Origin of the sequence: Acinetobacter sp. YH12251, assembly GCF_013417465.1 — a bacterium.
Taxonomy (GTDB): Bacteria; Pseudomonadota; Gammaproteobacteria; order Pseudomonadales; family Moraxellaceae; genus Acinetobacter; species Acinetobacter amyesii.
The window spans coordinates 21,521-46,749 of sequence record NZ_VPDZ01000003.1; the positions used below are offsets into that span (position 1 = coordinate 21,521).

Consider the following 25,229-nt stretch of genomic DNA (forward strand, 5'->3'; position numbering starts at 1 on the left):
AGATCAAAAAATCTACGAAAAATGATAAAGACTCCATTTCGAATGAATAAAAAAACCATTTTAGCGCTGTGTTTATCTGCCGTATTTTTAATGGCTTGTAGTTCCAAAGAACAGCGTGAATTTAAATCCGCGCTCAAAATAGCTCAAAGTGGTGATGCGACCGCACAAATGAAAGTGGGTGATTTATACCTCAGTGGAACGGGCACAGAACAAAATATCGAACAAAGTGTACATTGGTACAAAGCTGCTGCGGATCAAGGCACTACGGTCGCATTTGCATGGTTAATGACTCAAGCCTACCAAGGAAACTCTCATGCAGATCAAGTGATTCGAAAGATGCAGCAAGATGGCAATATTTTCCTTGCACACTGGGTGCTAGACCTTGCAAAAAAAAACTCATGATCCTGCTGCTGAATATACCGTTGGTTGGATGTACGACACTGGAAAAGGCTTAATTCAAGATAAGCACCAAGCGCAAATTTGGTATGAAAAAGCTGCCAAACAAAAGAATGTCGAAGCGATCAAAGTCTTGGGAAATCAACATTATTTTTCTGAACATCCTTCGTCAACACCCGACAAAGCAGCTGAATATTTAAGCTATGCCGCAGAACAAGGGCAAGATGCTGACGCGGCGATGAAAATGGCACATTATTATCATTATGATATTCGAGATGGTGAAAAAGCGCGACTATGGTATGCCAAAGCAGGTGCATTGGGAGACACCGACTCACAGCATATGGCCGGCACCTATGAAACATGGAAAGACATTGGTCCTTTACAACCAAATGAGCCACCGCCATCAAGTAGCACTGAATAGATCAATCAAAAAAGGCTGCATTAAGCAGCCTTTTTTGTATTTCGTTCACAGATTATTTGACAAAAGTTGTCCAAACAAAATCCTGATTTTTGCCTTTCAGGGTCATTTTCAACTGCTCACCTGACTGTAGTGCCGCGACACCTGCAGGCGTACCTGTCATGACCACATCACCCGCTTCAAGACTAAACACTTGGCTAATATCGGCCAGTAATGTACCCACATCAAAAATCAGCAATGCAGTATCACCGTTCTGACGCAGTTCATCATTGACATGCAAGGTATAATGCACATCTTTCCAATCTTGAACCACTTCTTGGACATCGATCCAATCCGCAAGGATGCAAGAACCATCATAAGCTTTGGCACGTTCCCACGGCTGACCTTTTTTCTTTAAGTCATCTTGTAGATCACGCAAGGTCAGGTCTAGCCCCAAAGTCACAGCTCCGACTGCTTCTAAGGCTTTGCGTGGATCAGTTTCAGCCGATAAAGGACGATCAATACGTAAACTTAATTCACATTCATAGTGACAACTGCCCCATACAGGATTCCATGAGATGCCTTGGTCTAATGCGGTTAATGCACTTGGCGGCTTCATAAAAAGTACAGGACGGTCAGGAATTGCATTGCCTAATTCTTTGGCATGATCTGCATAACTACGACCGACGCAAACAATTTTAGATGGACGTGACTGCATACGACTCCCTCTTTTGTTATGAATAGATTGTCTTAGTGTTGAAAAGTATTGGTAAAAATCGCTTGGTCCGCAGTATCTTTAAATGCACTTTTCGGCACAATAATCACGGTTTTATTTTTCAGCTCAAGCATATAGGTCAATTTGCCTTCAGCAAAATTTGCCACTTCAGCATAATGAAAGACATTCTTACGCCCATTGGCATGAATTTCTGCATAGTCTTGAAATAAATCAATACCTTGTTCACTTTTGCCTAATTGGTATTTTACAAACTGGCGTTTAAACATCATCGGTAAAAACCAATAACGCATGATGCCTTGAAGGAGTAAAAAGAAAGCACCCAGCCCAATATAGTATGCACCGACACCATCTACACCCAAGTAAAAACCCCAGATGATAATCCCAAGGCTAATCGCTGGCGTTAAAAAACGCGTAAATTGCTTTTTGCCAAAAGTTGCTAGTGCAAAACCATCCTGTGATTCTTCTAGATTTAAAAAATAGCGCAGCGATAATGCAGGTAGATTTTCAGACATAAGCGTATGAATATTTAAAAATGAATTGCGCTAAATACTACACCACAATTCAAACTTGCTTCATGCTTTTTAATGGTCGGTTGTAACACTTCACTACTTCCCTTCCCTCTAGAAATACGTTAAAAACAGCAACAAATAAAAGATTGCATACGCAGGATGTGACATGCAGATAACAAAAATAATCATGGTACTGGTGTTTCTGAGTGGACTGAGCATATCGACCAGTTGGGCCAAATTCGTTCAATGGCAACCCCAGATTCCTAGTAGTTTGGACTTGTTTAATGGCAATGCCAAAGCCTTGGCAAATCTTGCCGGTGATCACATCGTGATTTTTGCACATCCCTCACAGCAGATTAGTCTGCCCACGATGAAAGGAGGCCAAAAAGTCATTGGTAAATTTCAAAGTGCCGCCGTGGTTATCCCAACCAACAGCAAAAATGTGGCGAGATTACTCAGTAATTATCCAAACTATGCCGGCTTATTTCCCACGCTAAAATCTGCTGAGGTTTTGCAACAGCAAGGTTCAACCAGCCAAGTTGAATATCGCATCCATATTCCAACACCAATTCCGGTTTTAAACTTTAAAGAAACCGTGGTGATGCAGCACCAAATTGATCACAACAGCATTAATAGTTTGGTTCTACAAGCACCGGTGCCCTTTGGTGCAGGGAAAATTGAATGGTTTGAGATCGATGCTCAACACACCTTGATTAGTGTGACCCAATGGGGCGATTTAAATCAGCCCAAAGGTTTTTTGTTTAGCAAAATATTAAATGCCTTACCCGATGCCAAATTAGGGATTCCTGCGGGAACCAATGGTTTTTTACTCGAATCATTACAGCGCCGATTTAAAGCCTTTAGCAGCGAAACTCTCGCTGCAAATCAATTACCTGAACTCAAATTAAATGCCTCTCAACTCGACAAAGTCACCCAATTAAGTCAAAGCTCAAAAGAACCTGTGTCCTTTATTTTGACAGCGCAACGCGTTCCCTTTGGGCAAAATTATGAATTGATGCGCTTTAGCACCAGTTTTCAATATTATGCACAAGAGCCTTCGAGCTTACAGCGCTGGATTAATGTGTCTTCGTTCAAGCACTTATTTCCAAGACAAGTTAAACATATGCAAGTGCAGAAAATTAATCCGCACCTCATGGATGCCGACTATAAAATTTCGGTGGGTTTAGGTGTGATCAATATTCCATTTGATTTTAAAATGCGTTTTAACTATCCCGACTTACTGCAAAATCAATATACCGCGACAGGTGGGGACTTAAAGTTTGTCCGAGGTGCCATGCATATTCGCCCCTTACAACAAGGGTCGTTATTACAATTGACCAGTGCGATGAAGATTGATGACAAAGCGCCTTTTTTACTTCGTGCTATGCGCAGTATGCCGTATCACGACATGTTGCCGGCTTTAGGCGGAAATACGGTCTTTGCACTTAAAGTTAAACAGAAGTTAAGTTAGAACCTTGATTGATGAGCTGAATTTATTGTTTTTAGCTATATTTCAGACACAAAAAAACCGCAACATGTGCGGTTATTTCAATCTTGATCAAGTTGGTGCGCTCAGAGAGATTCGAACTCCCGACCCCTTAGTTCGTAGCCAAGTGCTCTATCCAGCTGAGCTATGAGCGCGACGTCTTGATGAGGCTCATTATACGTGATTTTTATTTTTTGTTAAGAGCTTTTTCATATAAATTTAACCAAACGCACAGCAAATAAACAATTACCCTTTAAACACGCTAAAAATCAGCTAGATTTAATTTTTTAAAGGCTTTTGCATCACGAGTTTAGAATCTACAGTTAGCTGTAGTCACGTATAAATGCTCAAGATAAATAACAAATCTATCGCCATCATTGAATCGCGGCTTCAACTCACCCAACTTTTCTTTATCTTAGCTTTAAAAAAATGCATGACCATGAACAATTGAAATGAGGGTGAATCTATTGAAGAAAGCAAAATGAAATATACTGATAGTTTGTCTTATGAAATAGAACGCTTTATACAATCTAAGTAAAAGACAAAAGACAAAAGACAAAAGACAAAAGACAGGCTGCATCAAAACGATAAATCACAGGCACAAAAAAACCGCAACATGTGCGGTAATTTGTTCAAGTTGGTGCGCTCAGAGAGATTCGAACTCCCGACCCCTTAGTTCGTAGCCAAGTGCTCTATCCAGCTGAGCTATGAGCGCGTAACTTGTGTCGTCTTAAAAGACTACGTTTTCAGATTTACTTATTGGTGCGCTCAGAGAGATTCGAACTCCCGACCCCTTAGTTCGTAGCCAAGTGCTCTATCCAGCTGAGCTATGAGCGCGACATAAGTAAATCGTGGCGGTGAGAGAGGGATTCGAACCCTCGATACAGTTGCCCGTATGCATCCTTAGCAGGGATGTGGTTTCAGCCACTCACCCATCTCACCGTAACGTGCCGCCATAATACAAAGATCATGATACGACTGCAAGCACAGTCGTTATATTTTTTTCATTTTTTTACTCAATTAGATATTTTTTAAACGATTTTCAAAAAATTAGTGCAAAATTAGTTCAGCACGCGCTGCTATCCCCTACTTTTCAGCTTTAAACATTATAAAATATCGGCATAAAACACTTTATTGCAATCAATTGCGTGCAGTATCTGCTTGCATGACTTATGCTAATCCTAATCTTCTGATTTGAAGCCAAATACATATGAAAAACTGGGTCGACCCTGAAGCAAAAGCTGAAGCCGAACGTTATGACAATCCAATTCCAAGCCGTACTCTAATTCAAGAGACGATTGAACAACTGAAAACTGCAATGTCGCATGCCGATCTTGTAGAACATTTTGAAATTGCCGATCAAAAAAGTATTGATGCACTGAGTCATCGTCTGATTGCGATGGTTCGAGATGGTCAGTTGATGAAAGATGGATTTAAGTTCCAGCTTGCAGCTGAGCAACCGACTCATGAAGCAACGGTTTATATCAATTCAAAAGGTTTAGGCACAGCCAATATTAGTGGTGAAGATGACCTTTTACTTCCTGAACGTGAGTTGCGTCAGGTGTTTAATGGTGACCGTGTTAAAGTCCGCCAAACTTCGGTAGACCGTAAAGGCAAAGCATGGGGCTTTATTACTGAAGTTCTACAGCATCGTGTCAAAGAAATTATCGGTAAAGTGTCTGAGTATGAAGGTGAATATTTTATTCAGCCGGCAAATCCCAATGCACACCAACCGATTACTTTAGAAAAAGAATTAATCGAGCATGCCAAAGTCAAACTCGGCGACTCTGTACGTATTGCGATTGACAGCTACCCAACCAAAGAAGAATTTGCGACAGGTCATATTGTTCAGTCGATGGCTGATAAAGCAGACACTGAAATTATTATTCCACAAACCATTTTAGAGTTTGGTTTACCTTACGAATTCCCTGAAGCGGTACAACAAGAAGCCGACAGCTTTAAAGAACCATCAGAACAAGACCGTGAAGGTCGTGTCGATTTACGTGATTTAGCACTTGTCACCATTGATGGTGAAGATGCACGCGACTTCGATGATGCCGTGTATGCGGAAAAACGTCCGGGTGGTGGTTATCGTGTTGTCGTGGCAATTGCCGATGTCAGCCATTATGTACGTCCGGGTAAACCGCTCGATGACGAAGCTCAAGAGCGCGGTACATCGGTGTACTTCCCTCATTTTGTATTGCCGATGTTGCCTGAGGCGCTGTCGAATGGTTTATGTTCTTTGAACCCACACGTAGACCGTTTATGTATGGTCTGTGATTTAAACTTATCTCGCGCGGGTCGTGTCACTAAGTTTGAGTTCTATCCGGGTGTAATGCATTCAAAAGCTCGTTTGACCTATACTCAAGTGGCCGAATATTTTGAGGGTAATAGTCAAGCCATTCCTGAAGACCGTGATGTGCGTAAATCGGTCAATACCTTATTCCAATTGTATCAAGTGTTGAAAGGCTTACGTGCTGAACGCCACGCGATGGAATTTGAAACCGTTGAAACTTATATGACCTTTGATAAGCTAGGCGGTATTAATGAAATCCTACCGCGCAGCCGTAATGATGCACATAAGCTAATTGAAGAATGTATGTTGTTGGCAAACGTCGCAGCGGCAGAATATGCATTAAAAAATGAAATTCCAATGCTGTACCGTGTGCATGAGCCACCTGAGTTTTCACGCATTCAAAAGGTTCGTGATTTTGTGAAGTTATTGGGGCTGCCATTCCCTGAACAGCCGACTCAAGCTGACTATCAAGCCGTGATTGATGCCACCAAAGACCGTATTGATGCTCCAAGTATTCATGCCGTTTTACTCCGCTCAATGATGCAAGCCTATTATGGCGCGAACAATGCAGGTCACTTTGGCTTGGCTTATGAAGCGTATACGCATTTCACATCTCCAATCCGTCGTTATCCAGACTTGTTACTTCACCGTGCCATCAAAGCACAATTAAAGAAAAAACCTTACCCAATTTCTGGCGCTTCGCTGGATGATGCTGGTGAACACTTCTCTGCGACTGAGCGCCGTGCAGATGAAGCATCACGTTCTGTTACTACATGGTTGAAGTGCCATTACATGCAGCAACATTTGGGTGAAGAGTTTGTCGGTACCATCAGTGCAACTGCTGAATTTGGCCTGTTTGTAACGCTCAAAGACTTATATGTTGATGGCATGATCCACGTCAGCCAATTGGGTGATGACTTCTTCGTCTATGACCAACCGAGTCAGAGCTTAATTGGTCAATCTCGCGGTCAAGTTTTCAGTCTAGGCGATGAAGTTAAAATCAAAGTCGCTGGTGTAAATCTAGAAGAGCGCAAAATCGACTTTGAATTGATTCAACAATTGAGTCATGCAGGTCGTGCTATTCGAGCGCGTGCCCCTCGTGTTGCAAAGCCTACAGCCAAAGAAGAAGTCTTTTCAGAGCGTAAAACCAACGCTGCTGAAGATGGAGAACAGCCCATACGACGCAAAAAATCGAAATCTAAGCCCAGTTCATTCGGTAAAAAGCCTGCTAAAAAATCTGCAAGCAAATCTGAAGCAAAGGCTAAAGATAAAGTGAAGAAAAAATCCAAACCGAAAAAGAAAAAATCCAATGCAAAATCATCTGCGGATTAAGGTTGAAAGAAAAGAGCGCTTCGGCGCTCTTTTTGATTCTTAAGGTCAGTGAAGACTTCGCGCCCTCTGCAGAAGATGAATAATTCCTAATTTAGTCTTGATTTAACCCGCAACAAACCCTACATCTATAAATAACTCAGGATTTATATGAAGTAAAAAATATGACTTTAGAAAAGGCAACATTGCCCGTTCCTCAATTTGATCAAATTACCTTAGATCAACTCAAAGAAAAAATTCAAAATGCGATTCAACACGGTCAACAATTTCTAAATGAACTGACGATTGTTCCAGATTCGGTACAAAAACAACTAAATACGTTAGAACAGGTCGATGACCTTGAAAATAATATGAGTGAAGCTTGGGGCGTGCTGTCGCATCTGAACGCCGTGATGAATAATGCTGAAACTCGAGAGCTCTACCAATCTTTATTACCCAGCCTGAGTGAGTACTATACGCAGCTAGGTCAACATACAGTGTTGTATCAAACGTATCAGCATGTACATGACAACAGTGTATTTGACACGCTTCCTGCAGCACAACAAAGCGCGATTAAACTTGCGTTACGAGATTTTAAACTTTCAGGCGTAGCCTTAGAAGGTGAAGCGAAAAAACGCTATGCAGAAATATCTGCACGACTTTCACAGTTATCATCAGACTTTTCCAATCACGTATTGGATGCCACCCAAGCCTACTTCAAACCTTTAACTGAAGCGCAGCTCAAAGGACTACCTCAAGGCAGTATTGAACTTCTGAAACAATATGGTCAGCAACGCGAACTCGAACAGGCTGTAGCCACACTCGACTTCCCGTCTTATATTGCCATTATGACCTATGCAGAAGACCGCGAAGTGCGTGAAGCACTCTATAAAGCCTATACCACACGTGCTTCTGATCAGGCAGACTCTGCTGAATTTGACAATACAGCGGTCATGGAAGAAATATTGAAGCTACGTCTGGAAATGGCTAGCCTGCTTGGTTTTAACAATTACGCCGAATTGTCCTTGGCAAGCAAAATGGCACCCGATGTGGCAACTGTAGATCAGTTCCTGATTGAACTGGCAGAACATGCGCGTGTGCCAGCAGAGAAAGAAATCGCTGAACTGAAAGCCATTGCAGCGCAAGACGGTATCACTGAGTTACAACCGTGGGATGCCACTTTCTACTCAGAAAAACTCAAAGTTCAACAGTTTAATTTGTCACAAGAAGACCTGAAGCCCTACTTCCCTGCACCTAAGATTATTCAAGGCTTGTTCAGCATTGTAAATCGTCTCTATGGCATCAATGTAATCGAGCGTGAAGCGCCTGTTTGGCATCCCGATGCACGTTACTTTGAACTTGAAGATCAAGGCAGCGTGATTGGCGGTTTTTACTTTGACCTGTATGCACGAAGCGGTAAACGTGGCGGCGCATGGATGAGCGGCTTCCGTTCACGCATGCAAACTGAAAATGGTCTGCAAAAACCAATTTGCTACATGGTCTGCAACTTTACCCCACCTGTCGGTGAGCAAGCTACTTTACTCACTCATGATGAAGTAACGACGCTGTTCCACGAATTTGGTCATGGCTTACATCACATGCTCACTGAAGTCGATAATATTGCTGTGGCTGGTACACATGGCGTGGCGTGGGATGCTGTAGAGCTGCCAAGTCAATTCATGGAGTTTTGGACTTGGGATCAAGAAAGTTTAGATTTACTTAGTGAACATATAGAATCAAAGCAAACTTTACCAGCCGATCTGTTAAAAGCACTACAAGATGCGCGTTTCTTCCAGTCAGGGATGCAAACGTTACGTCAAATTGAATTTGCCATGTTTGACTTAAATATCCATAAGGCCAACCCTGCTTTGGACGCTACAGGCATCCAAAAAACCTTAGATGATATTCGTCAAAAATATGCAGTTGCACCCACCACTTCATACAACCGTTTCCAACATGGTTTCAGTCATATCTTCGCAGGTGGTTACGCTGCTGGTTATTATTCATACAAATGGGCAGAGGTTTTGGCAAGTGATGCCTTCGACCGATTCGAAAATGAAGGAATTTTTAATACTTCGACTGGCAAGTCGTTTAGACAATTTATTCTAGCAGTTGGCGGAAAAGATACGGCACTTGACGCATTTATCAATTTCCGCGGACGCGAGCCAAAAATAGATGCTCTGCTGCGTCATCAAGGTTGGACGAACGCATCTAAAAACGCTTAAACTAGGGACCTTAGTTAGATTCAAGGTAAGTATGATGACCATTAAACGACGCTTCATTGCAGGTGCAAAATGTCCAAAATGCCAAGCGATGGACCGGGTTGTCATGCTGACCTCTGGCGAAGACGAATGGATCGAATGCATTGATTGTGGTTACAGTGAAAATCGACCGACTCATGTCGATCAACCTGAACAACCTGCCGTGCCAGACGATATCGGTGTGATCCAATTTAAGCCACGTCAGCCTAAATAAAAATTAAGGTCAAGCAATGACAGAAGATCAAAGACATAATCCAAAATTGTTAGTTGGAATCATTGGGGGCTTAACGTTATTGATTGCTATCTTTTTTGCATATCAATGGTTAAGCAGCAGTACAGCAGATAAATCTGCGCTTCAAGAAGAAATGGTCGCTGCACCGGCTAAACCGCCTGTTGCAGTCCCAGTCCAATCTGAAACTGAAGCATCAGTCCCTGTCGCAGAGACTGAAACCCTTAAATTGGTCGAAGAAGACATTTTAGATGCAGCTGTACCTGAAAATGCCTCTTTAGCCAAAGAAGAAATTGCCAAATTAGATGACATTCAACAACAATTGAATGATCAGGAGCAAAGCTTAAAACAGCAACATTCAGATGCAGATGAGCTGATTAAACTGAAAGAAGAACAAATTAAATTACTCGAAGCACAGTTAGCGCAACAAGCAAAATAACTGACTTCTGCTACACCATGCGTACTTATAGGCTAGAATATCATCAGATTTTCTAGCCTTTTTGTTATGTCCACTACTACAACGCCACAAAATATCCCCAAAGCAATTGGCTTTCTCATGCTGTCAGCGCTGCTTTTTTCCATCATGGGGGTTTGTATACGCTACGCATCCCACACAGTAGATAATGCCACCATCGTATTTTTTCGCAATGCGGTTGGCTTATTGATCTTTCTACCTTTGATCCTACAAAAGGGCAGCACATTTTTTAGAACTGAAAAATTGTGGATGCATACCTGGCGTTCAATCGTAGGCTTGGTGGCAATGTATGGCTTTTTTTATGCCATTGCCCACTTAAAACTCTCCAATGCCATGGTCTTCACCTATTCCTCGCCGATCTTCATCCCCTTAATTGCATGGTTATTTTTAAAAGAAAAAATGACCCTGAGTATGCTCATTGCCGCAGTCATTGGTTTAATCGGCGTGCTCTTCGTCGCAAAGCCCGATGCAGGAATGTTTAATCAGTTATCACTGATCGGACTGACCGCAAGCTTCTTGGCAGCCATGGCATTTGTCACTGTCCGTGCCCTTACAGCAACCGAGCCGCCTGAACGCATTGTGTTTTATTTCTGCTTTTTTGGCACGCTCATTTCCATGATCCCGATGTTCTGGCTTTGGCGTCCTTATAGTTTAAAGGAGTTAGCCTTTCTGATTACAGCGGGGCTTTTGGCCAATATCAGTCAAATTTTTATGTCCAATGCCTATAAGCTTGCACCCGCAGGTCAAATTGGCCCCGTGAACTATATCGCGATTATTTTTGCGGGTATTTGGGGCTTTGCCCTGTGGCAAGAATTGCCAGACATTTACAGCCTATTCGGCTTTGCTTTTATATTTTTAGCGATTTTGCTTTGTAGTCCGATCCTACAAAATAAGTTTAAAAAGTCGTAAAGATCTCATTCATTTACTATCAATCGCGCGTCCCCTTATTCAATAAAAAAGCACCCGAAGGTGCTTTTTTATAGCTCACTGCGAATTTATTGGTACCAACCAAACAGTTTCAGAATATAAGGCGCATAAGTCACGATCACCAAAGCTGGGAACAATACAAGGATCGGTAAAATCCAACGTTCATAGCGATAATAGAAATTGGTGTATTGGGCTTTTGCTTCTGCATCTGCTGCCCGCACCTCCTCATCCCCGACGGAGAGTCGTGTCAACAAGTGATTCAGCGCTACAGGTGGCGAAACATAACCGAGCTCAAAGGCAACCAAAACGATCATCCAGAAGTGAATCGGATGAATACCATTTTCATAAGCTACTGGTGCAATCGTTGCTGCAACCAAAATCACTGCCCCGAATGGATCTGTCGTCATACCAATAATCGCCAACAACAATGCGATAAAGGCCAATGAAATATAGATATTGCCCAAATGCGTTGGTAATAATTCAACGATTTCTGTACGTTCAATCAAACCGCCGACACTTGCCGACAAGGCCATTAAGATAATTAATGCGCCAATGTGTCCAACCGTTTCTGAAGAAGCAAACCAAATTGAACTACCGAAACCACGACGGTTAGCCCCATGTCCACCATGTTCACGCATGAACTCAGAACTTTGCTCATGTTGTAAGCTGAGTTGTTCATGTGCATCTACAGTTTGCGAAGTAAAACGATCTGCAAACCAACGGTCAAACATAATGTAAACAATCAGAATGATCGGTAGAACCACAGGGGCAGTGAATTCATCCATTTGCGTATCTAAACCGTACTTGTAGAAAGCAATCACAAGCAAGGTCAGTACGATATACGGAATCACGGGAATGAATGCTTTCAGCATGCCCGGAATAGCCACTTTCGGCGATGCCACACGGAAACGTGTTTCTGCCAAGAACAGTGAAATACCCAAGAACAAGAATGCTGTGAGCCAGAACACATAGATACCGTGATCAAATAGTTCATCTGACGTGACATGGCGGCTATCAAGCATCGAGATCAAGATAATCAATAGACATGGACGGATGACCACACCTAAGGAACCTGACATTGCAGATACAGCGAGTGCGAACTGACGACGAGAGCCGGAGTTCCACACTTCTTTATAAATAATTGCACCGGCTGCTACAACGAAGATCCCTGAAGCACCGGTATAAGCGGTTGGAATCGCCGCGGCAATCAGAATTAACCACGTCAAAGTCTCAGGTGCTAAGTTCCATGGACGTAAAATCCCCAAGAACAAATCCATCACGCGCGTTTGGGTCAATAACATCCCGGCCCAAATAAACAGTGCAAGGTTCAGGAAAATCCCAGAGAACTCGACCAATTGCCCAAGGTAAATCCCCTGACCCATTGGATAGTCCATAAAGAAGGTAAACGCCACACCCGTAATAATCGCCATAAAGGCATACAGCGGTACACTCAATAGCGCAAAACCAATATTCCCCGGACCCGGCTCTTTCGCCGCAGGTGGTTTAAAGAACTGATAAATACTGATGAGGGTGACAATACCAAACAGGGCTAGCCACAACCAATATACAGCCAAAGTTTCTGTGGTCGATTTCACCCCAGAATTTAGGACTGAATTAAACTGACTATATACCGAGAAGGTTAATAGGCCATTACCAATCCCCATGAATAAAGCATAGACTTTATAATCCAAGCGTGTTGTTGGCGCACGTAGACCAATATGATGGAACTTTACTGAAGCAGTAATGGCAGACACCAAGACCATCAGTAAAAGAATCAATACACGGTTTTCAGAACCAAATTTAAAGATGCCAAAGAATGTCGTTTCAATCGCACGATAAGTACGAATACTTGGATGCTCATCTAAATAAGCTTTTGCTTTGTCATAAAATTGGAATTTTTCTTCACATTGCTGTACACCTGCCATGACTGATGCACGTACATCGGATTCAGATGCTGTACCAAAAATATCTGCAAATTCGTCAGCCGCATTGGCTTTCATTTGCGTTTGCACCATTTTATCTACATCTGGGTGGCGGTCACAATCTGGCTTGGTCGGTTCTGCACGTAAAAATGAATACTGCATCCCAATGCTTTCATTACCATACAAACGCTCACCAGTACGCAGAAGCTGACCATGAATCATCTCCCCTGTCCCGATAATCAATGTAAGCAGAAGCAAGATCAACACGACTAGAGTCGAAATCCATTCTGTCCAGACATACCTTAACAGCCCGACGATGCCGGATCTGTTTTGTGCATCATTTTGCATGAGTCTTCCTATTTTTTATTTTGGAGCCTAGCGGAGCCAAGCATCCTTTTCCTTATCGGCTCGAGAAGTTCCTTTCCCTGACCTAACTGTTTTATTATTACGTTTAAATTTGCATCAATATTCAAAACATTAAAATGACAATATGTATTTTCTTTTCGGTTTTTTTTGTCAACCCAATCACCTAAAGTGCGCTAGCGATCCCAGAAATAATTACCAATAAGATAAAACACGGCGATGACAATGCCCCAAATCACCCCCAATAAATGAGCTTCGACTAAAACGGGACTTCCTATTAATTCTGCCGTTCCGGTATTCCCTACGGTATTTTCCCAGACCAATTTTGCCAAAATCAGCAAGAGGACAAAGGCTGCAAAATTTCGCTCCCGCTTATACATTAAATGTACGCAAGCGACCGCAACATAGGCGCCATGCAAGACACCAGATAATCCTGCATAGGCTTCAATATCGGGAAGGAAAAAATAGAAACTTAGACTGATTAAAGGGGATAAAATCAATAAGATGGCAACAAAGTGCCATATTGAAACTCTTGGAAAAATAAACGGTAAGCAGATAAAGGCCAACATATTTAAAGCAAAATGAATCCAACCAACATGAACCCAATGGGCCGTCCATAAGCGCCAAAAGTCATGAAATAAATCATCTTGCCAGTAGATAAAATAGTCTTTAAATACCTGTAGCGAGGCACAGATCGAAACGAATACGGCAAGAAAGACAATTTTCGGAATTAAAAATTGTGTTTTCATTTTCGCTCCTCCTGTACCTCACATTTGGACTACATGCTTTATTAATTTGTTGCAGCACCACTCGTTTCTGTAGCACCACTGCTTTCAGCATCACCACTAAACAAATCATCAAGCTCGGAACTATTGGCACTTTCATCCCAGAAATGTTCCATACCATCATCACCGGTACGAACGCCTGTATGTTCAGTCCAATAACGATCTGAAATCCCTTTCACCATGCTTTCAGCCATACTGTCGATAAGCTTAAATTGCGGGTTAACAGGTTTTTCATCGCTACGTGCCTGTGCAAAAGTACGTAAGGCATCACGGATTTTCGCATCATCGCCACTGGCTTGTGCAGCAACTGCATATAACGCATGTGACAGTCTTACGCCTTTTTGCTCACCAATTTGCGCCGATTGTTTTAAGGTTTGGTATGGATCAGGTTTTCCATCTCCTGCACCCGGCAATAACGTCCAGATCACAGCGCGGGTTGCATTTGGTGCGCCCCAGAATTTTTCATTATTCAGACACACCATACCGCGTTCAACGATCGCAGCAATGTCTTTAGGAACGTTTACCGCCCCACCTGAGTTAATATCATTGGTCATGGCCTGTAAGCCACTTAACATTCCCAACATATACACTGTTTGGTCAATGTCGCTGTTCATTTTTGGACAGCCTTCACCTAGACTTTTCTTATACTTCTTTTCAAAACGATCTTGAAATAATTGATAGCCGGTATATTGACGCTGTGCCGCAAGTGCCGCCCAACGCTTTTGCTCAACACGGGCATCCTGTGCTTCGGTCACTTGGTTGGCTTTAGATGCACGTAAATAGCGTAACTCTGCGTCCAAGGCTTTTTGTTCTGCACAAATCCCTGCTGCTGAATACATCAACACAGCCACACGTGTTGGGTCTGCGCCCATATCTTTGGTGGCCATAATAGCTGGAGTTAATGAATTACCTGAATTACACACCATTTCAGCATCTTCCATGGCTAAAATGGGTGGCACAATATGTTTTTCAGTAAATCCGAGTGCGACATTAGCACCGGTTTTTACAACCTGCGAACAACCCGCGAATAATGTACTTGTTATTGCTACAACTGCCACACCCTGGCATATTTTTTGGACGCTCGACATTTTCCTGTCCTCTATAATTGTGTTTATGTCCATCACGACAAACATATCAGAAGCAAAAAATGAATAAAAGAGTATTTGCTCTAATTTGAACGACACACTGTGCCACGAATCAAGCTGAATGCAATTGACTGATTTTTTACAAAGACTAAATTTTAGGCAAAAAAAAGTAGCATAGCGACGGTTCGGCACATGCTACTTATTAACTGTGAAAGCGTTTGACTGCTTATTTTTGAGTTAACTGTTCCTTCAGCACTGTTCCTAGTCGTCCTATAACAATTGCTAACACAATCGCTATTACCAGAAACATCCAAGTTGGCATCATCATGATGATTTCCTTTAACGGCTGTTGGTAAGGCTAATATATAGGCAGAGAATCACCGCACAGCTTAAAATTGTCAGACAATTTAAATATTTTGCCAATAAAATCCAATCCTGTCAGACAAGATTATTTTAACCACAACACAAGGTAATGAAATATTTACATTTTATAGAATTTTAAAAATACAGGCTGTCTAACAATTAGATCATTTTGGCCAATACTTTGAGTGATTTCCACTGTTTCAATGACAATTGATCGCGCCAAATAATCACCGGTTTTGCACGCGCATGCATAAAATACACCACGATATACATTTGATGATCCAAAATATGACTAATTTGAACGCGTTGCACTGGGCGGTTCAGTCGTTGCAAAGACCAATCAGTTCCATCCAAATAATCTAGACTGGTGACGTGTAAATGCTTACGGAAAAACAGAACATAAACCACTAGCCCGATGAGGAAAAATATCCCCCAAAGCATGGGTGTTAGTAACTGATAAAGCAGCGTCATCAATACCGCAAAAATAAAAAACTGAAACGCATGCGATAAAAAACTGCGTTTCAGTTTGAATTGCCGATTATCCATGAACGTAATGTTTTAATTTTTGAATAAACGTTTTTAATTCAGGACGTGGCGGTTCACTAACTTCCATAAACCAATCCAACAAATCTGGATCTTCTGCAGCAACGAGTTCTGCAAACATGTCTTTTTCAGCTGCATCGGCTTGTAAATAGTAATTTTTGACGTAGGGATCAAAATAAACATCAATCTCTTTTAAACCACGACGTGCACGGTAGATCACTTTACGCTCTTCTAAGCTGATTTCATCAGTCATTGTCTTCCCCAATCGTTGAACCCGTCTAGTGTAACTCATCCACCCCATTGAAGTGGAGTGTTTTCACAGATTGACCGAATGCTTCATCGCATTTCCTGCTTTTGAATGTTCTGCACATTGCAGTCACTCGCTGCATCTTATAAGTTGAGACAAAGCCATAAAAATGAATAGGATATTCAAAATGCAATCTGGAGCGATTCGCCCACTCAACAACATGCTGCCACGTCAATTATTTAATGCAGAACATGATGCATTTCGTGAAACAGTACGAAAATTTTATGAAAAAGAAGTTGTGCCCAATATCGAAAAGTATGAAAAACAACAACATGTAGACCGTGACTTATGGAATAAAGCCGGTGCCATGGGCTTGCTTTGCCCGACCATGCCCGAAGCTTATGGCGGCTATGGTGTAGACCGACTCTATAGCATGATTCTGATTGAAGAGCAGGCCTATGCTATGGACTCCTCTACCGGCTTTTCACTGCATTCCGACATCGTGGCCAATTATATTCATAACTTTGGCAATGAAGAACAAAAGCTGCATTGGCTGCCGAAAATGGCTTCTGGCGAAACCGTGACTGCCATTGCAATGACCGAACCGGGCACAGGTTCAGACCTACAAGCCGTACGCACAACTGCTACAGAAGATGGTGATGACTATATTATTAATGGGTCAAAGATTTTTATCACCAATGGCTATTTATGTGACATGGCGATTGTGGTCTGTAAGACAGGCAATAGTGAAAAAGGCTCAGCTAATTTATCGCTAATTATCGTCGAGGCAGATCGCGTCGGTTTTAGTAAAGGCAAACCTTTAAACAAAATTGGCATGAAAGGTCAGGATACCTGTGAACTGTTCTTTGATAATGTCCACGTCCCTAAAAGCAACTTACTCGGCATGCAAGGTATGGGCTTTATGATGCTGATGAAGGAATTGGCTTGGGAGCGTATGTTGGTTGCGATTATTTGCCAAGCCGGTGCAGAAGCAGCCTTTGCGCACACAGTTCAATACACCAAAGAACGTAAGGCATTTGGCAAGACCGTATCAAGTTTCCAAAACACCCGTTTTAAATTGGCAGAACTACGTACTGAGATCGATTTTTGTCGAGCTTATCTAGATCGCTGTATGGAACTACAACTTGAGGAACAGCTCGGTATTGACGCTGCAGCCGCTGCTAAATACAAAATTTCAGAAATGTTTTCCAAAGTTGTGGATGAATGTCTGCAGTTGCATGGTGGCTATGGCTATATGCTTGAATATCCAATTGCTCGCGCTTATATCGACAATCGTGCCAACCGTATCTATGCCGGAACCAATGAAATTATGAAAGAGCTCATTTCCCGATCTTTATAACAACAAAGCCCATCATCAGATGGGCTTTTTACATTCTTTCGATATCAACTTAAATCATTCACAAAATCACAGATCAGTGCAGTGACCAAAGCAGGTTGCTCTTTGTGCGGCATGTGATGAAGCCCTTCCAAAATCTCTAGCTCGGTATCGCCTTGTATACCCGAAAAAAGTTTCTGAGCTTGTGCTGTCGTCCCGTATTCATCCAGTTCTCCATGAATGATCAAGCTTGGACACTGTACTTTTCCAGCATAATGCTCGAGGTTCCATTGACGAAAACTCGGTGAGAGCCAAGTTTCAGTCCAAGCATCCAAAACCCATTGGGCTTTATCCCCATGGTATTTAGCCAAGCGTTCAAGCTGTCCAGGCTGCGCAAACCCTGTTTTAGCTTCACGTATACCCGATAATGTGAGTTCTTCCACTTCATACTGTGCTGATATAGTAATCAGACCTCGACATTGTTCAGTATATTCACTGGCAATCACAACAGACATTCCTCCGCCAACACTATGCCTCATCACGATAAACTGTTGAATGGAATAATGTTGAAGTAGCGCCTTAAAGCCCTGCTGTGCTTCGGCATAGACAAAATCAGTACTTAATACATCAGGATTTGCTGACGAACGACCAAAACCCAACCGATCATAAGCAATGACCTTTCTGCCAGACGCAGAAGCCAATTGCGCAGGAAAATCACGCCACAAATCCACACTCCCCAGTGAATCATGCATCAATATAATCGGAGCCAAAGTTGCATCATTATCTGCTATTTCAGGCTGCCAAGCTTTAATATATAGCTCATAATCATTTAATTTTATAAATTCTGAATGTTGTTGAATATTCACATTAACCCTGTGTGCTTTTCCTTATTTCAACATGATATATTTTTCGACAAATAATACGCATCAAATAAAACCCTAAAGTCACTCATTTAAAGCAAAAAAAGGAGCATCATGCTCCTTTTTTATGTAATAGACTTAAGAAACTAATCTGGGTTTAGCAGCCACTTGATCAGACTTTTTTTCAAATTTCAGCACTCCATCTTCAAATGAAGCATGCTTTAATTCTTTACGATCTGCCAAATAGTTATTGCTGACTTTCCACGGTGCATGTTTACCCTGTTTTGGCATCACATCTGCTGCACGTGCAATATAGCCTGAAGTCAAACTTCCCATTACGGTATCTTCTAACAACTCGGTCGCATCGCCTTGTGGAATCACTTGGTTATAACCATTTTGATCCATATAGTTAATCAATTTACAGATGTATTCAGAAGCAATATCGACTTTTAATGTCCATGAAGCATTAATATAGCCAATAATCATCGCCATATTGGGTACATCACTGACCATCACGCCATGGTACAACATATGTTTAGAGGTATTTAATGGCTGTCCATCGATTGTGGCACTAATCCCGCCTAAAATTTGAATATTTAGACCTGTAGCTGAAATTACTACGTCCGCATCAAGATGCTTGCCTGATTTCAATTGAATGCCATTTTCAGTAAAACTTTCAATTTGATCGGTTTCAACAGATGCACGGCCTTCGCGTAAAATTTTAAACAAATCACCATCTGGCACCACACAAAGGCGCTGATCCCAAGGATTGTAATCTGGGGAAAAGTGCTTCATATCCACTTTACCTTTCAACTGCAACTCAATTGATTTTAATAAAAATTTACGGAGTAATTTAGGTTGCTTTTGTGCAACAGCATAAACAGCCCGTTGGACACCGATATTTCGTGCACGGGTAAGTTTATAAGCAACATCTTCAGGTAATACTTTACGCATCTTGTCATAAATGATGTCAATAGAAGGTACTGAGGCAATATAAGTTGGAGAGCGCTGTAACATCGTTACATGAGCTGCACCTCCTTTTGCCATGGCAGGGACCAAGGTAATCGCTGTTGCACCACTGCCAATAATGACCACTTTTTTACCTGCGTAATTAAAATTTTCAGGCCAATGTTGTGGATGAATAAAGGTACCTTTGAACTTTTCTTGCCCTGCGAACTCAGGTTGGAACCCTTGGTCATAATTATAATAACCCGTACAGCCAAAGACGAAATTTGCAACCCAGGTTTGTTGCTTCTTCTTCGCATCTTCAATAACAACAGACCACTTACGAGTCTGTGAGTCGTAATTTGCACTCACAACACGGTGTTGAAAATGAATTTTTTCTTTAATCTTATATTCGTCAATTACTTCAGAAAGATAGCCTTTGATCGAAGGCCCGTCTGCAAGCACACTAGATTTTTTCCACGGCTTAAAATTAAAGCCAAAAGTTGACATGTCCGAATCAGAACGAATACCAGGATATTTAAAAAGATCCCATGTACCACCGAAACTTTCACGACGTTCAATAATTTCAAATGAACGATTAGGACAATTTTTTGAAAGATGAGCAGCCAAACCTACACCGGAGATACCTGCACCTACAATGAGAATATCAACTTGTTTTTCCATGTTGTTCTTTTAACCTATCTTAGATTTATATTTATTAAATCACATTTTTGACAATGAACAATGTCAAGTTTAAGCAAAAGGCGTTTTATTTTTATCTTTTAAGGACAAATTGAATTATTGTCTAACAATATATAGCCACCACAAAACTGCAGGCATTAAAAAAGGTCGGTTAAAAACCGACCTTTTTAGAACAACGTACGCTGCTCTTCACGAAATTAGTTAACTTCGCGATCTACTAGCTCAACGTAAGCCATCGGTGCAGCATCACCTGCACGGAAGCCCGCTTTAAGAACACGTAGATAACCGCCGTTACGCTCTTTGTAACGAGGGCCAAGAACGGTAAATAATTTACCAACAGTTGCAGCTGAACGAGTACGAGCAAACGCTAAACGACGGTTTGCTACAGAATCGACTTTAGCTAAAGTGATTAAAGGCTCAGCAACACGACGTAATTCTTTTGCTTTAGGAACAGTAGTTTTAATTAACTCGTGTTCGAACAAAGAATTAGCCATGTTTTGGAACATCGCTTTACGATGACTGCTTGTACGGCCTAATTTCACACCACTATTACGATGACGCATGGTGATAGTCCTACTTAATTAACGGCTACGATAAGCAAAGCGATCGTCCATGCGGAGGCTAGCCGGTGGCCAGTTCTCTAAACGCATGCCCAATTGCAAGCCTTTCGATGCCAGAACATCTTTAATCTCAGTCAACGATTTTTTACCTAAGTTAGGAGTTTTAAGCAACTCAACTTCAGTACGTTGAACAAGATCGCCAATGTAGTAAATATTTTCTGCTTTCAAACAGTTAGCAGAACGAACAGTAAGCTCTAGATCATCTACTGGACGAAGCAAAATCGGATCAACTTCTTCACGAGGCTCTTGAGCAACTGGTGCTTGATCTTTCTGAAGATCAACAAAAATTGCAATTTGTTGTTGCAAGATTGTTGCCGCTTTGCGGATTGCTTCTTCAGGATCAACAGTACCGTTGGTTTCAAGATCAATGATCAGTTTATCAAGATCAGTACGTTGTTCTACACGAGCGTTTTCCACTGTGTAAGACACACGTTTGATTGGGCTGTAAGAAGCATCTAATTGCAAACGACCCACTGGGCGAGTTTCGCCCTCAGGGAAGCGTGAATCAGAAGTCTCATAACCACGACCTTGAGAAACTTTCAGGCGCATTTTTAATGAGCCAGAAGCACTTAAAGTACCGATCAAATGTTCAGGGTTAACCACTTCAACATTGTGTGGTAAACGAAGGTCAGCGGCTGTAACGTCGCCAGGACCTTGTTTTTCCAATGTCAGATAAGCTTCATTTTGATCGAACAGCTTAATAGACAATCCTTTTAGGTTCAGCAAGAGCTCGACGATGTCCTGCTGCAAGCCTTCCAAAGTACTGTACTCGTGCTCGACACCTTCAATCTCTACTTCAACCACGGCTGCGCCAGGTAAAGAAGACAAAAGGATACGACGTAAAGCATTACCAAGAGTATGACCAAAGCCACGCTCTAATGGTTCTAGAATAACTTTTGCCGAGGTCCCGCTTGCCGCTTCGACCTTAATCGCTTGCGGAGTTAGAAACTCATTTGCAGTACGCGTCATTATTGCTACCTCAAGGATTATTTAGAATACAATTCTACAATCAAGCTTTCGTTGATTTCAGCAGGTAAATCAGAGCGATCTGGTGCAGCTTTGAATGTACCTTCCAATTTAGAATGATCAATTTCAATCCAAGATGGAATGCCACGTTGAGTCGCTAACTCAACTGCGTTTTTAATACGCAATTGTTGTTTAGCACCTTCGTGAACCGCAACAACGTCACCAGCTTTAACTTGGATAGACGCGATGTTAACACGACGACCATTTAAAGTGATTGAACGGTGAGATACAAGCTGACGAGCTTCTGCACGTGTAGAACCAAAACCCATGCGATAAACAACGTTATCTAGACGGCTTTCAAGAAGTTTCAACAAGTTTTCACCTGTTGCGCCTTTAACACGAGCAGCTTCTTTGTAGTAGTTACTAAATTGACGCTCTAAAACACCGTACATACGACGTACTTTTTGTTTTTCACGTAATTGTAGTGAGTACTCAGATTGTTTGCCGCCACGAGCGCCACCATGTTGGCCAGGTGCTTTAGCAGCTTTTTTTGTTTTGACGTCAAATGGTTTAACGCCAGATTTTAATTGCAGGTCTGTCCCTTCGCGGCGAGAGAGTTTGCATTTTGGACCAATATAACGAGCCATGAATGTTTCTCCTTACACGCGACGTTTTTTAGGTGGACGGCAACCGTTGTGCGGGATTGGCGTCACATCGGTAATGCTGTTAATTTTATAACCCACTGCACCTAAAGCACGAACCGCAGATTCACGACCTGGACCAGGACCTTTTACAAGGACGTCCAAGTTTTTCAAACCGTAATCTAAAGCAGCTTTACCAGCAACCTCAGCAGCTACCTGAGCAGCAAACGGAGTTGATTTACGTGATCCACGGAAGCCTTGTCCACCAGAGGTAGCCCAAGCCAGTGCATTACCTTGACGATCGGTAATAGTCACAATGGTGTTATTAAAAGAAGCGTGAATGTGTGCAACACCTTCAGAGACGGTACGAGTGACCTTCTTGCGTGTGCGAGTATCTTTAGCCATCTTTTAGCTTCCAGAAATCTTATTTCTTAATAGGTTTGCGCGGACCTTTACGGGTACGTGCGTTAGTTTTGGTGCGTTGACCACGGACAGGCAAGCTGCGACGATGACGAAGACCGCGGTAGCAGCCTAAATCCATTAAACGTTTAATGTTCATGGAAATTTCGCGACGTAAATCACCTTCGGTAGGAACCTTAGTAACTTCTGCACGAATCGCATCAAGCTGAGCGTCATCTAATTCACGAATTTTAGTTGTTGGTGCAATACCAGCAGCAGCTAAGATAGCTTTTGCAGTGTGGCGACCAATACCAAAAATGTACGTTAGAGAGATAACAGCATGCTTGTTATCCGGAATGTTTACACCGGCAATACGAGCCATTCAATTTTCTCCAAAAAGGCAGTTAAGATAATCAACCGCCCGACAAAATCTTTGAGGGGCGGATAATAACCTAATTAGCCTACTGAAATCAACAGGTCTTGATCAGATTAACCTTGACGCTGCTTATGACGAGGTTCTGCGCTGCAAATTACGCGAATAACCCCATTACGACGGATAACTTTACAGCTACCACAAATTTTCTTTACAGAAGCTTGAACTTTCATAATGAAACCTCTAAGTGCGCTTATCCTTTCGGATGAGCAGTCGTTTTACGCATTAACGATTGATTGTCATATTGATGCGATGTGAGATGAGCTTGAAGCTGAGCCATAAAGTCCATCACCACCACCACTACGATCAGTAAAGACGTACCACCTAAGCTAAATGGAATACCAAATGAACTTTGTAGAATCATCGGCATTAAACAGATGATTGTGATATAAACCGCGCCAATAAAAGTCAAACGATTCAAAATATGATCTAAATAGCGTGCAGTTTGCTCACCAGGACGAATACCCGGTACATAAGCACCACTACGTTTTAAATTCTCTGACACTTCTTTCGGGCTAAATACTAGCGCAGTATAGAAGTAACAGAAGAAGATAATTAATGCGCCAAATAGCACCAAATACATCGGTTGACCCGGCGACAATACGAGTGCCAAATCTTGTAGGCCACGTTTAATCACGCCAGCATTTGGATCTGCGCTGCCTACCCATTGCCCTAAGCTCGCTGGGAACAATAGCAATGAACTAGCAAAAATTGCAGGAATCACACCCGCCATATTAATTTTTAATGGCAAATGTGTTTGCTGGGCAGTAAATACACGACGACCTTGTTGTTTTTGAGCATAGTTTACCGGAATACGACGCTGCGCCTTCTCAATAAACACAATTGCTGCTAACACTGCAACAGACAGCAATGCAAAAATTGCAAGACCAATTAAACTTGATTGGCCATTATCTACTGAGGTTAAAGATTGCAGAACCAAGTTCGGCAAACCAGCAACAATACCAGCGAAGATGATCATGGAAATACCATTCCCTACTCCACGCTCTGTAATTTGCTCACCTAACCACATCAGGAACATTGTACCTGCAACTAAAGAAGTTACAGCAGGAACGTAAAAAGCAAGTCCACTAGTCAAAGTAATATTTTGACTAATCAAACCTGCACACATCCCAACAGCTTGCACAAGTGCAAGAAACAATGTGCCTTGTCGCGTATATTGATTGATCTTACGCTTACCTTGTTCGCCTTCTTTCTTTAAAGCTTCCAGCGAAGGAACAACCGTAGACATTAACTGCACGATAATCGATGCAGAGATATACGGCATAATCCCAAGAGCAAGAATTGACATACGCTCTAATGCACCACCTGAGAACATGTTAAACAAACCAAGGATCGTACCTTGGTTTGCATTAAACAGATTCTCTAGTGCGGCATTGTTAATGCCCGGTACTGGAATATGTGCTCCCAGTCGAAAAACCAACAACGCCCCGATGAGGAACATCATACGGCGGATAATTTCACGATATTTCACATGAAAAGGCTGGCCTTTCATCATGTTAACATGACCTGTCGAACTAGGAGTCATAGACACTGGGGATTACTCCTCGACTTTACCGCCAGCAGCTTCAACAGCAGCTTTAGCGCCTTTAGTCAATGCAACACCTTGAACAGTGAACGCACGAGTAATTTCACCAGAAAGTACGATACGTGCACGTAACATATCTTTACGTACAACGTTAGCAGCTTTTAAAGTTTCAAGAGACACGATGTCGCCTTCAACTTTAGCGAGTTCTGATAAACGTACTTCAGCAGTTTTCAAAGCCATTTGGCTAGTGAAACCGAATTTAGGTAAACGACGATATAACGCAGTTTGACCACCTTCGAAACCAGGACGTGTACCACCGCTCTTACGTGAGTTTTGACCTTTGACACCACGGCCACCAGTCTTACCAACGCCAGAACCGATACCACGGCCTAAACGTAGGTTGTCACGCTTAGCACCTTCTGCAGGTGCAATTGTATTTAAACGCAGAGTCAT

At 42.1% G+C, this 25,229-nt stretch carries 26 protein-coding genes and 4 tRNA genes; 9 read left to right on the plus strand and 21 right to left on the minus strand.

The genetic code is table 11. The features are described 5' to 3' along the window. Positions 1-42 precede the first annotated feature (42 nt). Both FTV27_RS03260 and FTV27_RS03265 read left to right on the plus strand, forming a co-directional pair. Positions 43-402 (plus strand): SEL1-like repeat protein, encoded by a 360-nt coding sequence (locus tag FTV27_RS03260; RefSeq protein WP_180035676.1) that lies wholly within the window; start codon positions 43-45, stop codon positions 400-402. Then, positions 383-817, plus strand: coding sequence for a tetratricopeptide repeat protein (locus FTV27_RS03265; protein WP_180035675.1), 435 nt, complete (start codon positions 383-385; stop codon positions 815-817). Before FTV27_RS03260 ends, FTV27_RS03265 begins: the two co-directional genes overlap by 20 nt. A gap of 52 nt (positions 818-869) precedes the next feature. On the opposite strand, the gene FTV27_RS03270 is transcribed toward FTV27_RS03265, so the two are convergent. Then, positions 870-1,511: a fumarylacetoacetate hydrolase family protein gene (locus FTV27_RS03270; protein WP_180035674.1), complete on the minus strand. Its 642-nt coding sequence runs from the start codon at positions 1,509-1,511 to the stop codon at positions 870-872. A gap of 32 nt (positions 1,512-1,543) precedes the next feature. Next, a complete protein-coding gene (locus FTV27_RS03275; RefSeq protein ID WP_180035673.1) occupies positions 1,544-2,041 on the minus strand; it encodes a YcxB family protein in 498 nt (165 codons plus the stop codon). A 163-nt stretch (positions 2,042-2,204) separates the two neighbouring features. Here FTV27_RS03275 and FTV27_RS03280 point away from each other — a divergent pair, with 163 nt between their 5' ends. Next, on the plus strand, positions 2,205-3,509 hold the full coding sequence (locus FTV27_RS03280; protein WP_180077064.1) for an SRPBCC family protein: 1,305 nt from the start codon (positions 2,205-2,207) through the stop codon (positions 3,507-3,509). Positions 3,510-3,602: 93 nt separating this feature from the next. On the opposite strand, the gene FTV27_RS03285 is transcribed toward FTV27_RS03280, so the two are convergent. From FTV27_RS03285 to FTV27_RS03300, 4 genes are all read right to left on the minus strand, one after another. Then, a tRNA-Arg gene (locus FTV27_RS03285) sits at positions 3,603-3,679 on the minus strand. Positions 3,680-4,162: 483 nt separating this feature from the next. After that, positions 4,163-4,239: transfer RNA gene (locus tag FTV27_RS03290), tRNA-Arg, on the minus strand. A gap of 45 nt (positions 4,240-4,284) precedes the next feature. Beyond that, a tRNA-Arg gene (locus FTV27_RS03295) sits at positions 4,285-4,361 on the minus strand. 15 nt (positions 4,362-4,376) lie between these two features. Next, positions 4,377-4,466, minus strand: a tRNA-Ser gene (locus tag FTV27_RS03300). A gap of 268 nt (positions 4,467-4,734) precedes the next feature. On the opposite strand from FTV27_RS03300, the gene rnr reads away from it, so the two are divergent. The 5 genes from rnr to FTV27_RS03325 all read left to right on the plus strand — a co-directional run bounded on the left by rnr (position 4,735) and on the right by FTV27_RS03325 (position 11,002). After that, the gene (rnr, locus tag FTV27_RS03305) at positions 4,735-7,152 is read left to right on the plus strand and encodes a ribonuclease R (protein WP_180035671.1); all 2,418 of its coding nucleotides are present in this window, start codon (positions 4,735-4,737) and stop codon (positions 7,150-7,152) included. Between the two features lie 161 nt (positions 7,153-7,313). Further along, a complete protein-coding gene (locus FTV27_RS03310; protein ID WP_180077065.1) occupies positions 7,314-9,353 on the plus strand; it encodes a M3 family metallopeptidase in 2,040 nt (679 codons plus the stop codon). Between the two features lie 40 nt (positions 9,354-9,393). Then, complete coding sequence (locus tag FTV27_RS03315; RefSeq protein WP_171256675.1) at positions 9,394-9,603, plus strand: YheV family putative zinc ribbon protein; 210 nt, start codon at positions 9,394-9,396, stop codon at positions 9,601-9,603. A 16-nt stretch (positions 9,604-9,619) separates the two neighbouring features. Further along, a complete protein-coding gene (locus FTV27_RS03320; RefSeq protein ID WP_078192446.1) occupies positions 9,620-10,057 on the plus strand; it encodes a hypothetical protein in 438 nt (145 codons plus the stop codon). A 66-nt stretch (positions 10,058-10,123) separates the two neighbouring features. Next, positions 10,124-11,002 (plus strand): DMT family transporter, encoded by an 879-nt coding sequence (locus FTV27_RS03325; protein ID WP_180035669.1) that lies wholly within the window; start codon positions 10,124-10,126, stop codon positions 11,000-11,002. Between the two features lie 86 nt (positions 11,003-11,088). On the opposite strand, the gene FTV27_RS03330 is transcribed toward FTV27_RS03325, so the two are convergent. From FTV27_RS03330 to FTV27_RS03350, 5 genes are all read right to left on the minus strand, one after another. Continuing rightward, a complete protein-coding gene (locus tag FTV27_RS03330; protein WP_180077066.1) occupies positions 11,089-13,290 on the minus strand; it encodes a TRAP transporter large permease subunit in 2,202 nt (733 codons plus the stop codon). A 191-nt stretch (positions 13,291-13,481) separates the two neighbouring features. Continuing rightward, complete coding sequence (rrtA, locus tag FTV27_RS03335; protein WP_078192449.1) at positions 13,482-14,054, minus strand: rhombosortase; 573 nt, start codon at positions 14,052-14,054, stop codon at positions 13,482-13,484. Positions 14,055-14,095: 41 nt separating this feature from the next. Continuing rightward, the gene (locus FTV27_RS03340) at positions 14,096-15,178 is read right to left on the minus strand and encodes a hypothetical protein (protein WP_180077067.1); all 1,083 of its coding nucleotides are present in this window, start codon (positions 15,176-15,178) and stop codon (positions 14,096-14,098) included. Positions 15,179-15,697: 519 nt separating this feature from the next. After that, a complete protein-coding gene (locus FTV27_RS03345; protein WP_078189263.1) occupies positions 15,698-16,084 on the minus strand; it encodes a hypothetical protein in 387 nt (128 codons plus the stop codon). After that, on the minus strand, positions 16,077-16,334 hold the full coding sequence (locus FTV27_RS03350) for a succinate dehydrogenase assembly factor 2 (RefSeq protein ID WP_078189264.1): 258 nt from the start codon (positions 16,332-16,334) through the stop codon (positions 16,077-16,079). Before FTV27_RS03350 ends, FTV27_RS03345 begins: the two co-directional genes overlap by 8 nt. Positions 16,335-16,515: 181 nt before the next feature. On the opposite strand from FTV27_RS03350, the gene FTV27_RS03355 reads away from it, so the two are divergent. Then, positions 16,516-17,688, plus strand: coding sequence for an acyl-CoA dehydrogenase family protein (locus FTV27_RS03355; RefSeq protein WP_180035666.1), 1,173 nt, complete (start codon positions 16,516-16,518; stop codon positions 17,686-17,688). Between the two features lie 44 nt (positions 17,689-17,732). Here the strand turns inward: FTV27_RS03355 and FTV27_RS03360 are convergent, their stop codons facing one another. The 10 genes from FTV27_RS03360 to rplO all read right to left on the minus strand — a co-directional run bounded on the left by FTV27_RS03360 (position 17,733) and on the right by rplO (position 25,229). Then, positions 17,733-18,530, minus strand: coding sequence for an alpha/beta fold hydrolase (locus FTV27_RS03360; protein WP_373687142.1), 798 nt, complete (start codon positions 18,528-18,530; stop codon positions 17,733-17,735). A 132-nt stretch (positions 18,531-18,662) separates the two neighbouring features. Further along, on the minus strand, positions 18,663-20,153 hold the full coding sequence (locus FTV27_RS03365) for an NAD(P)/FAD-dependent oxidoreductase (protein WP_180035665.1): 1,491 nt from the start codon (positions 20,151-20,153) through the stop codon (positions 18,663-18,665). 215 nt (positions 20,154-20,368) lie between these two features. Continuing rightward, positions 20,369-20,734 (minus strand): 50S ribosomal protein L17, encoded by a 366-nt coding sequence (gene rplQ, locus FTV27_RS03370; protein WP_005012953.1) that lies wholly within the window; start codon positions 20,732-20,734, stop codon positions 20,369-20,371. Between the two features lie 18 nt (positions 20,735-20,752). Then, positions 20,753-21,760 (minus strand): DNA-directed RNA polymerase subunit alpha, encoded by a 1,008-nt coding sequence (locus FTV27_RS03375; RefSeq protein ID WP_004650465.1) that lies wholly within the window; start codon positions 21,758-21,760, stop codon positions 20,753-20,755. A gap of 17 nt (positions 21,761-21,777) precedes the next feature. Next, the gene (rpsD, locus tag FTV27_RS03380) at positions 21,778-22,404 is read right to left on the minus strand and encodes a 30S ribosomal protein S4 (RefSeq protein ID WP_078192454.1); all 627 of its coding nucleotides are present in this window, start codon (positions 22,402-22,404) and stop codon (positions 21,778-21,780) included. Positions 22,405-22,416: 12 nt separating this feature from the next. Continuing rightward, positions 22,417-22,803, minus strand: a complete 387-nt coding sequence (gene rpsK, locus FTV27_RS03385; protein WP_001040166.1) for a 30S ribosomal protein S11 — start codon at positions 22,801-22,803, stop codon at positions 22,417-22,419. Between the two features lie 19 nt (positions 22,804-22,822). Continuing rightward, entirely contained in the window at positions 22,823-23,179 is a 357-nt protein-coding gene (gene rpsM / locus FTV27_RS03390) for a 30S ribosomal protein S13 (RefSeq protein WP_078189269.1), read from the minus strand. 107 nt (positions 23,180-23,286) lie between these two features. Further along, the gene (rpmJ, locus tag FTV27_RS03395) at positions 23,287-23,403 is read right to left on the minus strand and encodes a 50S ribosomal protein L36 (RefSeq protein WP_000867907.1); all 117 of its coding nucleotides are present in this window, start codon (positions 23,401-23,403) and stop codon (positions 23,287-23,289) included. Positions 23,404-23,423: 20 nt separating this feature from the next. After that, positions 23,424-24,743, minus strand: coding sequence for a preprotein translocase subunit SecY (secY, locus tag FTV27_RS03400; RefSeq protein WP_171263746.1), 1,320 nt, complete (start codon positions 24,741-24,743; stop codon positions 23,424-23,426). A 45-nt stretch (positions 24,744-24,788) separates the two neighbouring features. Then, positions 24,789-25,229: a 50S ribosomal protein L15 gene (gene rplO, locus FTV27_RS03405; RefSeq protein ID WP_078189271.1), complete on the minus strand. Its 441-nt coding sequence runs from the start codon at positions 25,227-25,229 to the stop codon at positions 24,789-24,791.

Excerpts from the sequence above, each read along its gene's own strand:
- FTV27_RS03260 (WP_180035676.1), top strand. The coding sequence starts at position 43 with ATGAATAAAAAAACCATTTTAGCGCTGTGTTTATCTGCCGTATTTTTA.
- FTV27_RS03270 (WP_180035674.1), bottom strand. The coding sequence starts at position 1,511 with ATGCAGTCACGTCCATCTAAAATTGTTTGCGTCGGTCGTAGTTATGCA.
- FTV27_RS03275 (WP_180035673.1), bottom strand. The coding sequence starts at position 2,041 with ATGTCTGAAAATCTACCTGCATTATCGCTGCGCTATTTTTTAAATCTA.
- FTV27_RS03280 (WP_180077064.1), top strand. The coding sequence starts at position 2,205 with ATGCAGATAACAAAAATAATCATGGTACTGGTGTTTCTGAGTGGACTG.
- rnr (WP_180035671.1), top strand. The coding sequence starts at position 4,735 with ATGAAAAACTGGGTCGACCCTGAAGCAAAAGCTGAAGCCGAACGTTAT.
- FTV27_RS03310 (WP_180077065.1), top strand. The coding sequence starts at position 7,314 with ATGACTTTAGAAAAGGCAACATTGCCCGTTCCTCAATTTGATCAAATT.
- FTV27_RS03320 (WP_078192446.1), top strand. The coding sequence starts at position 9,620 with ATGACAGAAGATCAAAGACATAATCCAAAATTGTTAGTTGGAATCATT.
- FTV27_RS03325 (WP_180035669.1), top strand. The coding sequence starts at position 10,124 with ATGTCCACTACTACAACGCCACAAAATATCCCCAAAGCAATTGGCTTT.
- FTV27_RS03330 (WP_180077066.1), bottom strand. The coding sequence starts at position 13,290 with ATGCAAAATGATGCACAAAACAGATCCGGCATCGTCGGGCTGTTAAGG.
- rrtA (WP_078192449.1), bottom strand. The coding sequence starts at position 14,054 with ATGAAAACACAATTTTTAATTCCGAAAATTGTCTTTCTTGCCGTATTC.
- FTV27_RS03340 (WP_180077067.1), bottom strand. The coding sequence starts at position 15,178 with ATGTCGAGCGTCCAAAAAATATGCCAGGGTGTGGCAGTTGTAGCAATA.
- FTV27_RS03345 (WP_078189263.1), bottom strand. The coding sequence starts at position 16,084 with ATGGATAATCGGCAATTCAAACTGAAACGCAGTTTTTTATCGCATGCG.
- FTV27_RS03350 (WP_078189264.1), bottom strand. The coding sequence starts at position 16,334 with ATGACTGATGAAATCAGCTTAGAAGAGCGTAAAGTGATCTACCGTGCA.
- FTV27_RS03355 (WP_180035666.1), top strand. The coding sequence starts at position 16,516 with ATGCAATCTGGAGCGATTCGCCCACTCAACAACATGCTGCCACGTCAA.
- FTV27_RS03365 (WP_180035665.1), bottom strand. The coding sequence starts at position 20,153 with ATGGAAAAACAAGTTGATATTCTCATTGTAGGTGCAGGTATCTCCGGT.
- rplQ (WP_005012953.1), bottom strand. The coding sequence starts at position 20,734 with ATGCGTCATCGTAATAGTGGTGTGAAATTAGGCCGTACAAGCAGTCAT.
- FTV27_RS03375 (WP_004650465.1), bottom strand. The coding sequence starts at position 21,760 with ATGACGCGTACTGCAAATGAGTTTCTAACTCCGCAAGCGATTAAGGTC.
- rpsD (WP_078192454.1), bottom strand. The coding sequence starts at position 22,404 with ATGGCTCGTTATATTGGTCCAAAATGCAAACTCTCTCGCCGCGAAGGG.
- rpsK (WP_001040166.1), bottom strand. The coding sequence starts at position 22,803 with ATGGCTAAAGATACTCGCACACGCAAGAAGGTCACTCGTACCGTCTCT.
- rpsM (WP_078189269.1), bottom strand. The coding sequence starts at position 23,179 with ATGGCTCGTATTGCCGGTGTAAACATTCCGGATAACAAGCATGCTGTT.
- rpmJ (WP_000867907.1), bottom strand. The coding sequence starts at position 23,403 with ATGAAAGTTCAAGCTTCTGTAAAGAAAATTTGTGGTAGCTGTAAAGTT.
- secY (WP_171263746.1), bottom strand. The coding sequence starts at position 24,743 with ATGAAAGGCCAGCCTTTTCATGTGAAATATCGTGAAATTATCCGCCGT.
- rplO (WP_078189271.1), bottom strand. The coding sequence starts at position 25,229 with ATGACTCTGCGTTTAAATACAATTGCACCTGCAGAAGGTGCTAAGCGT.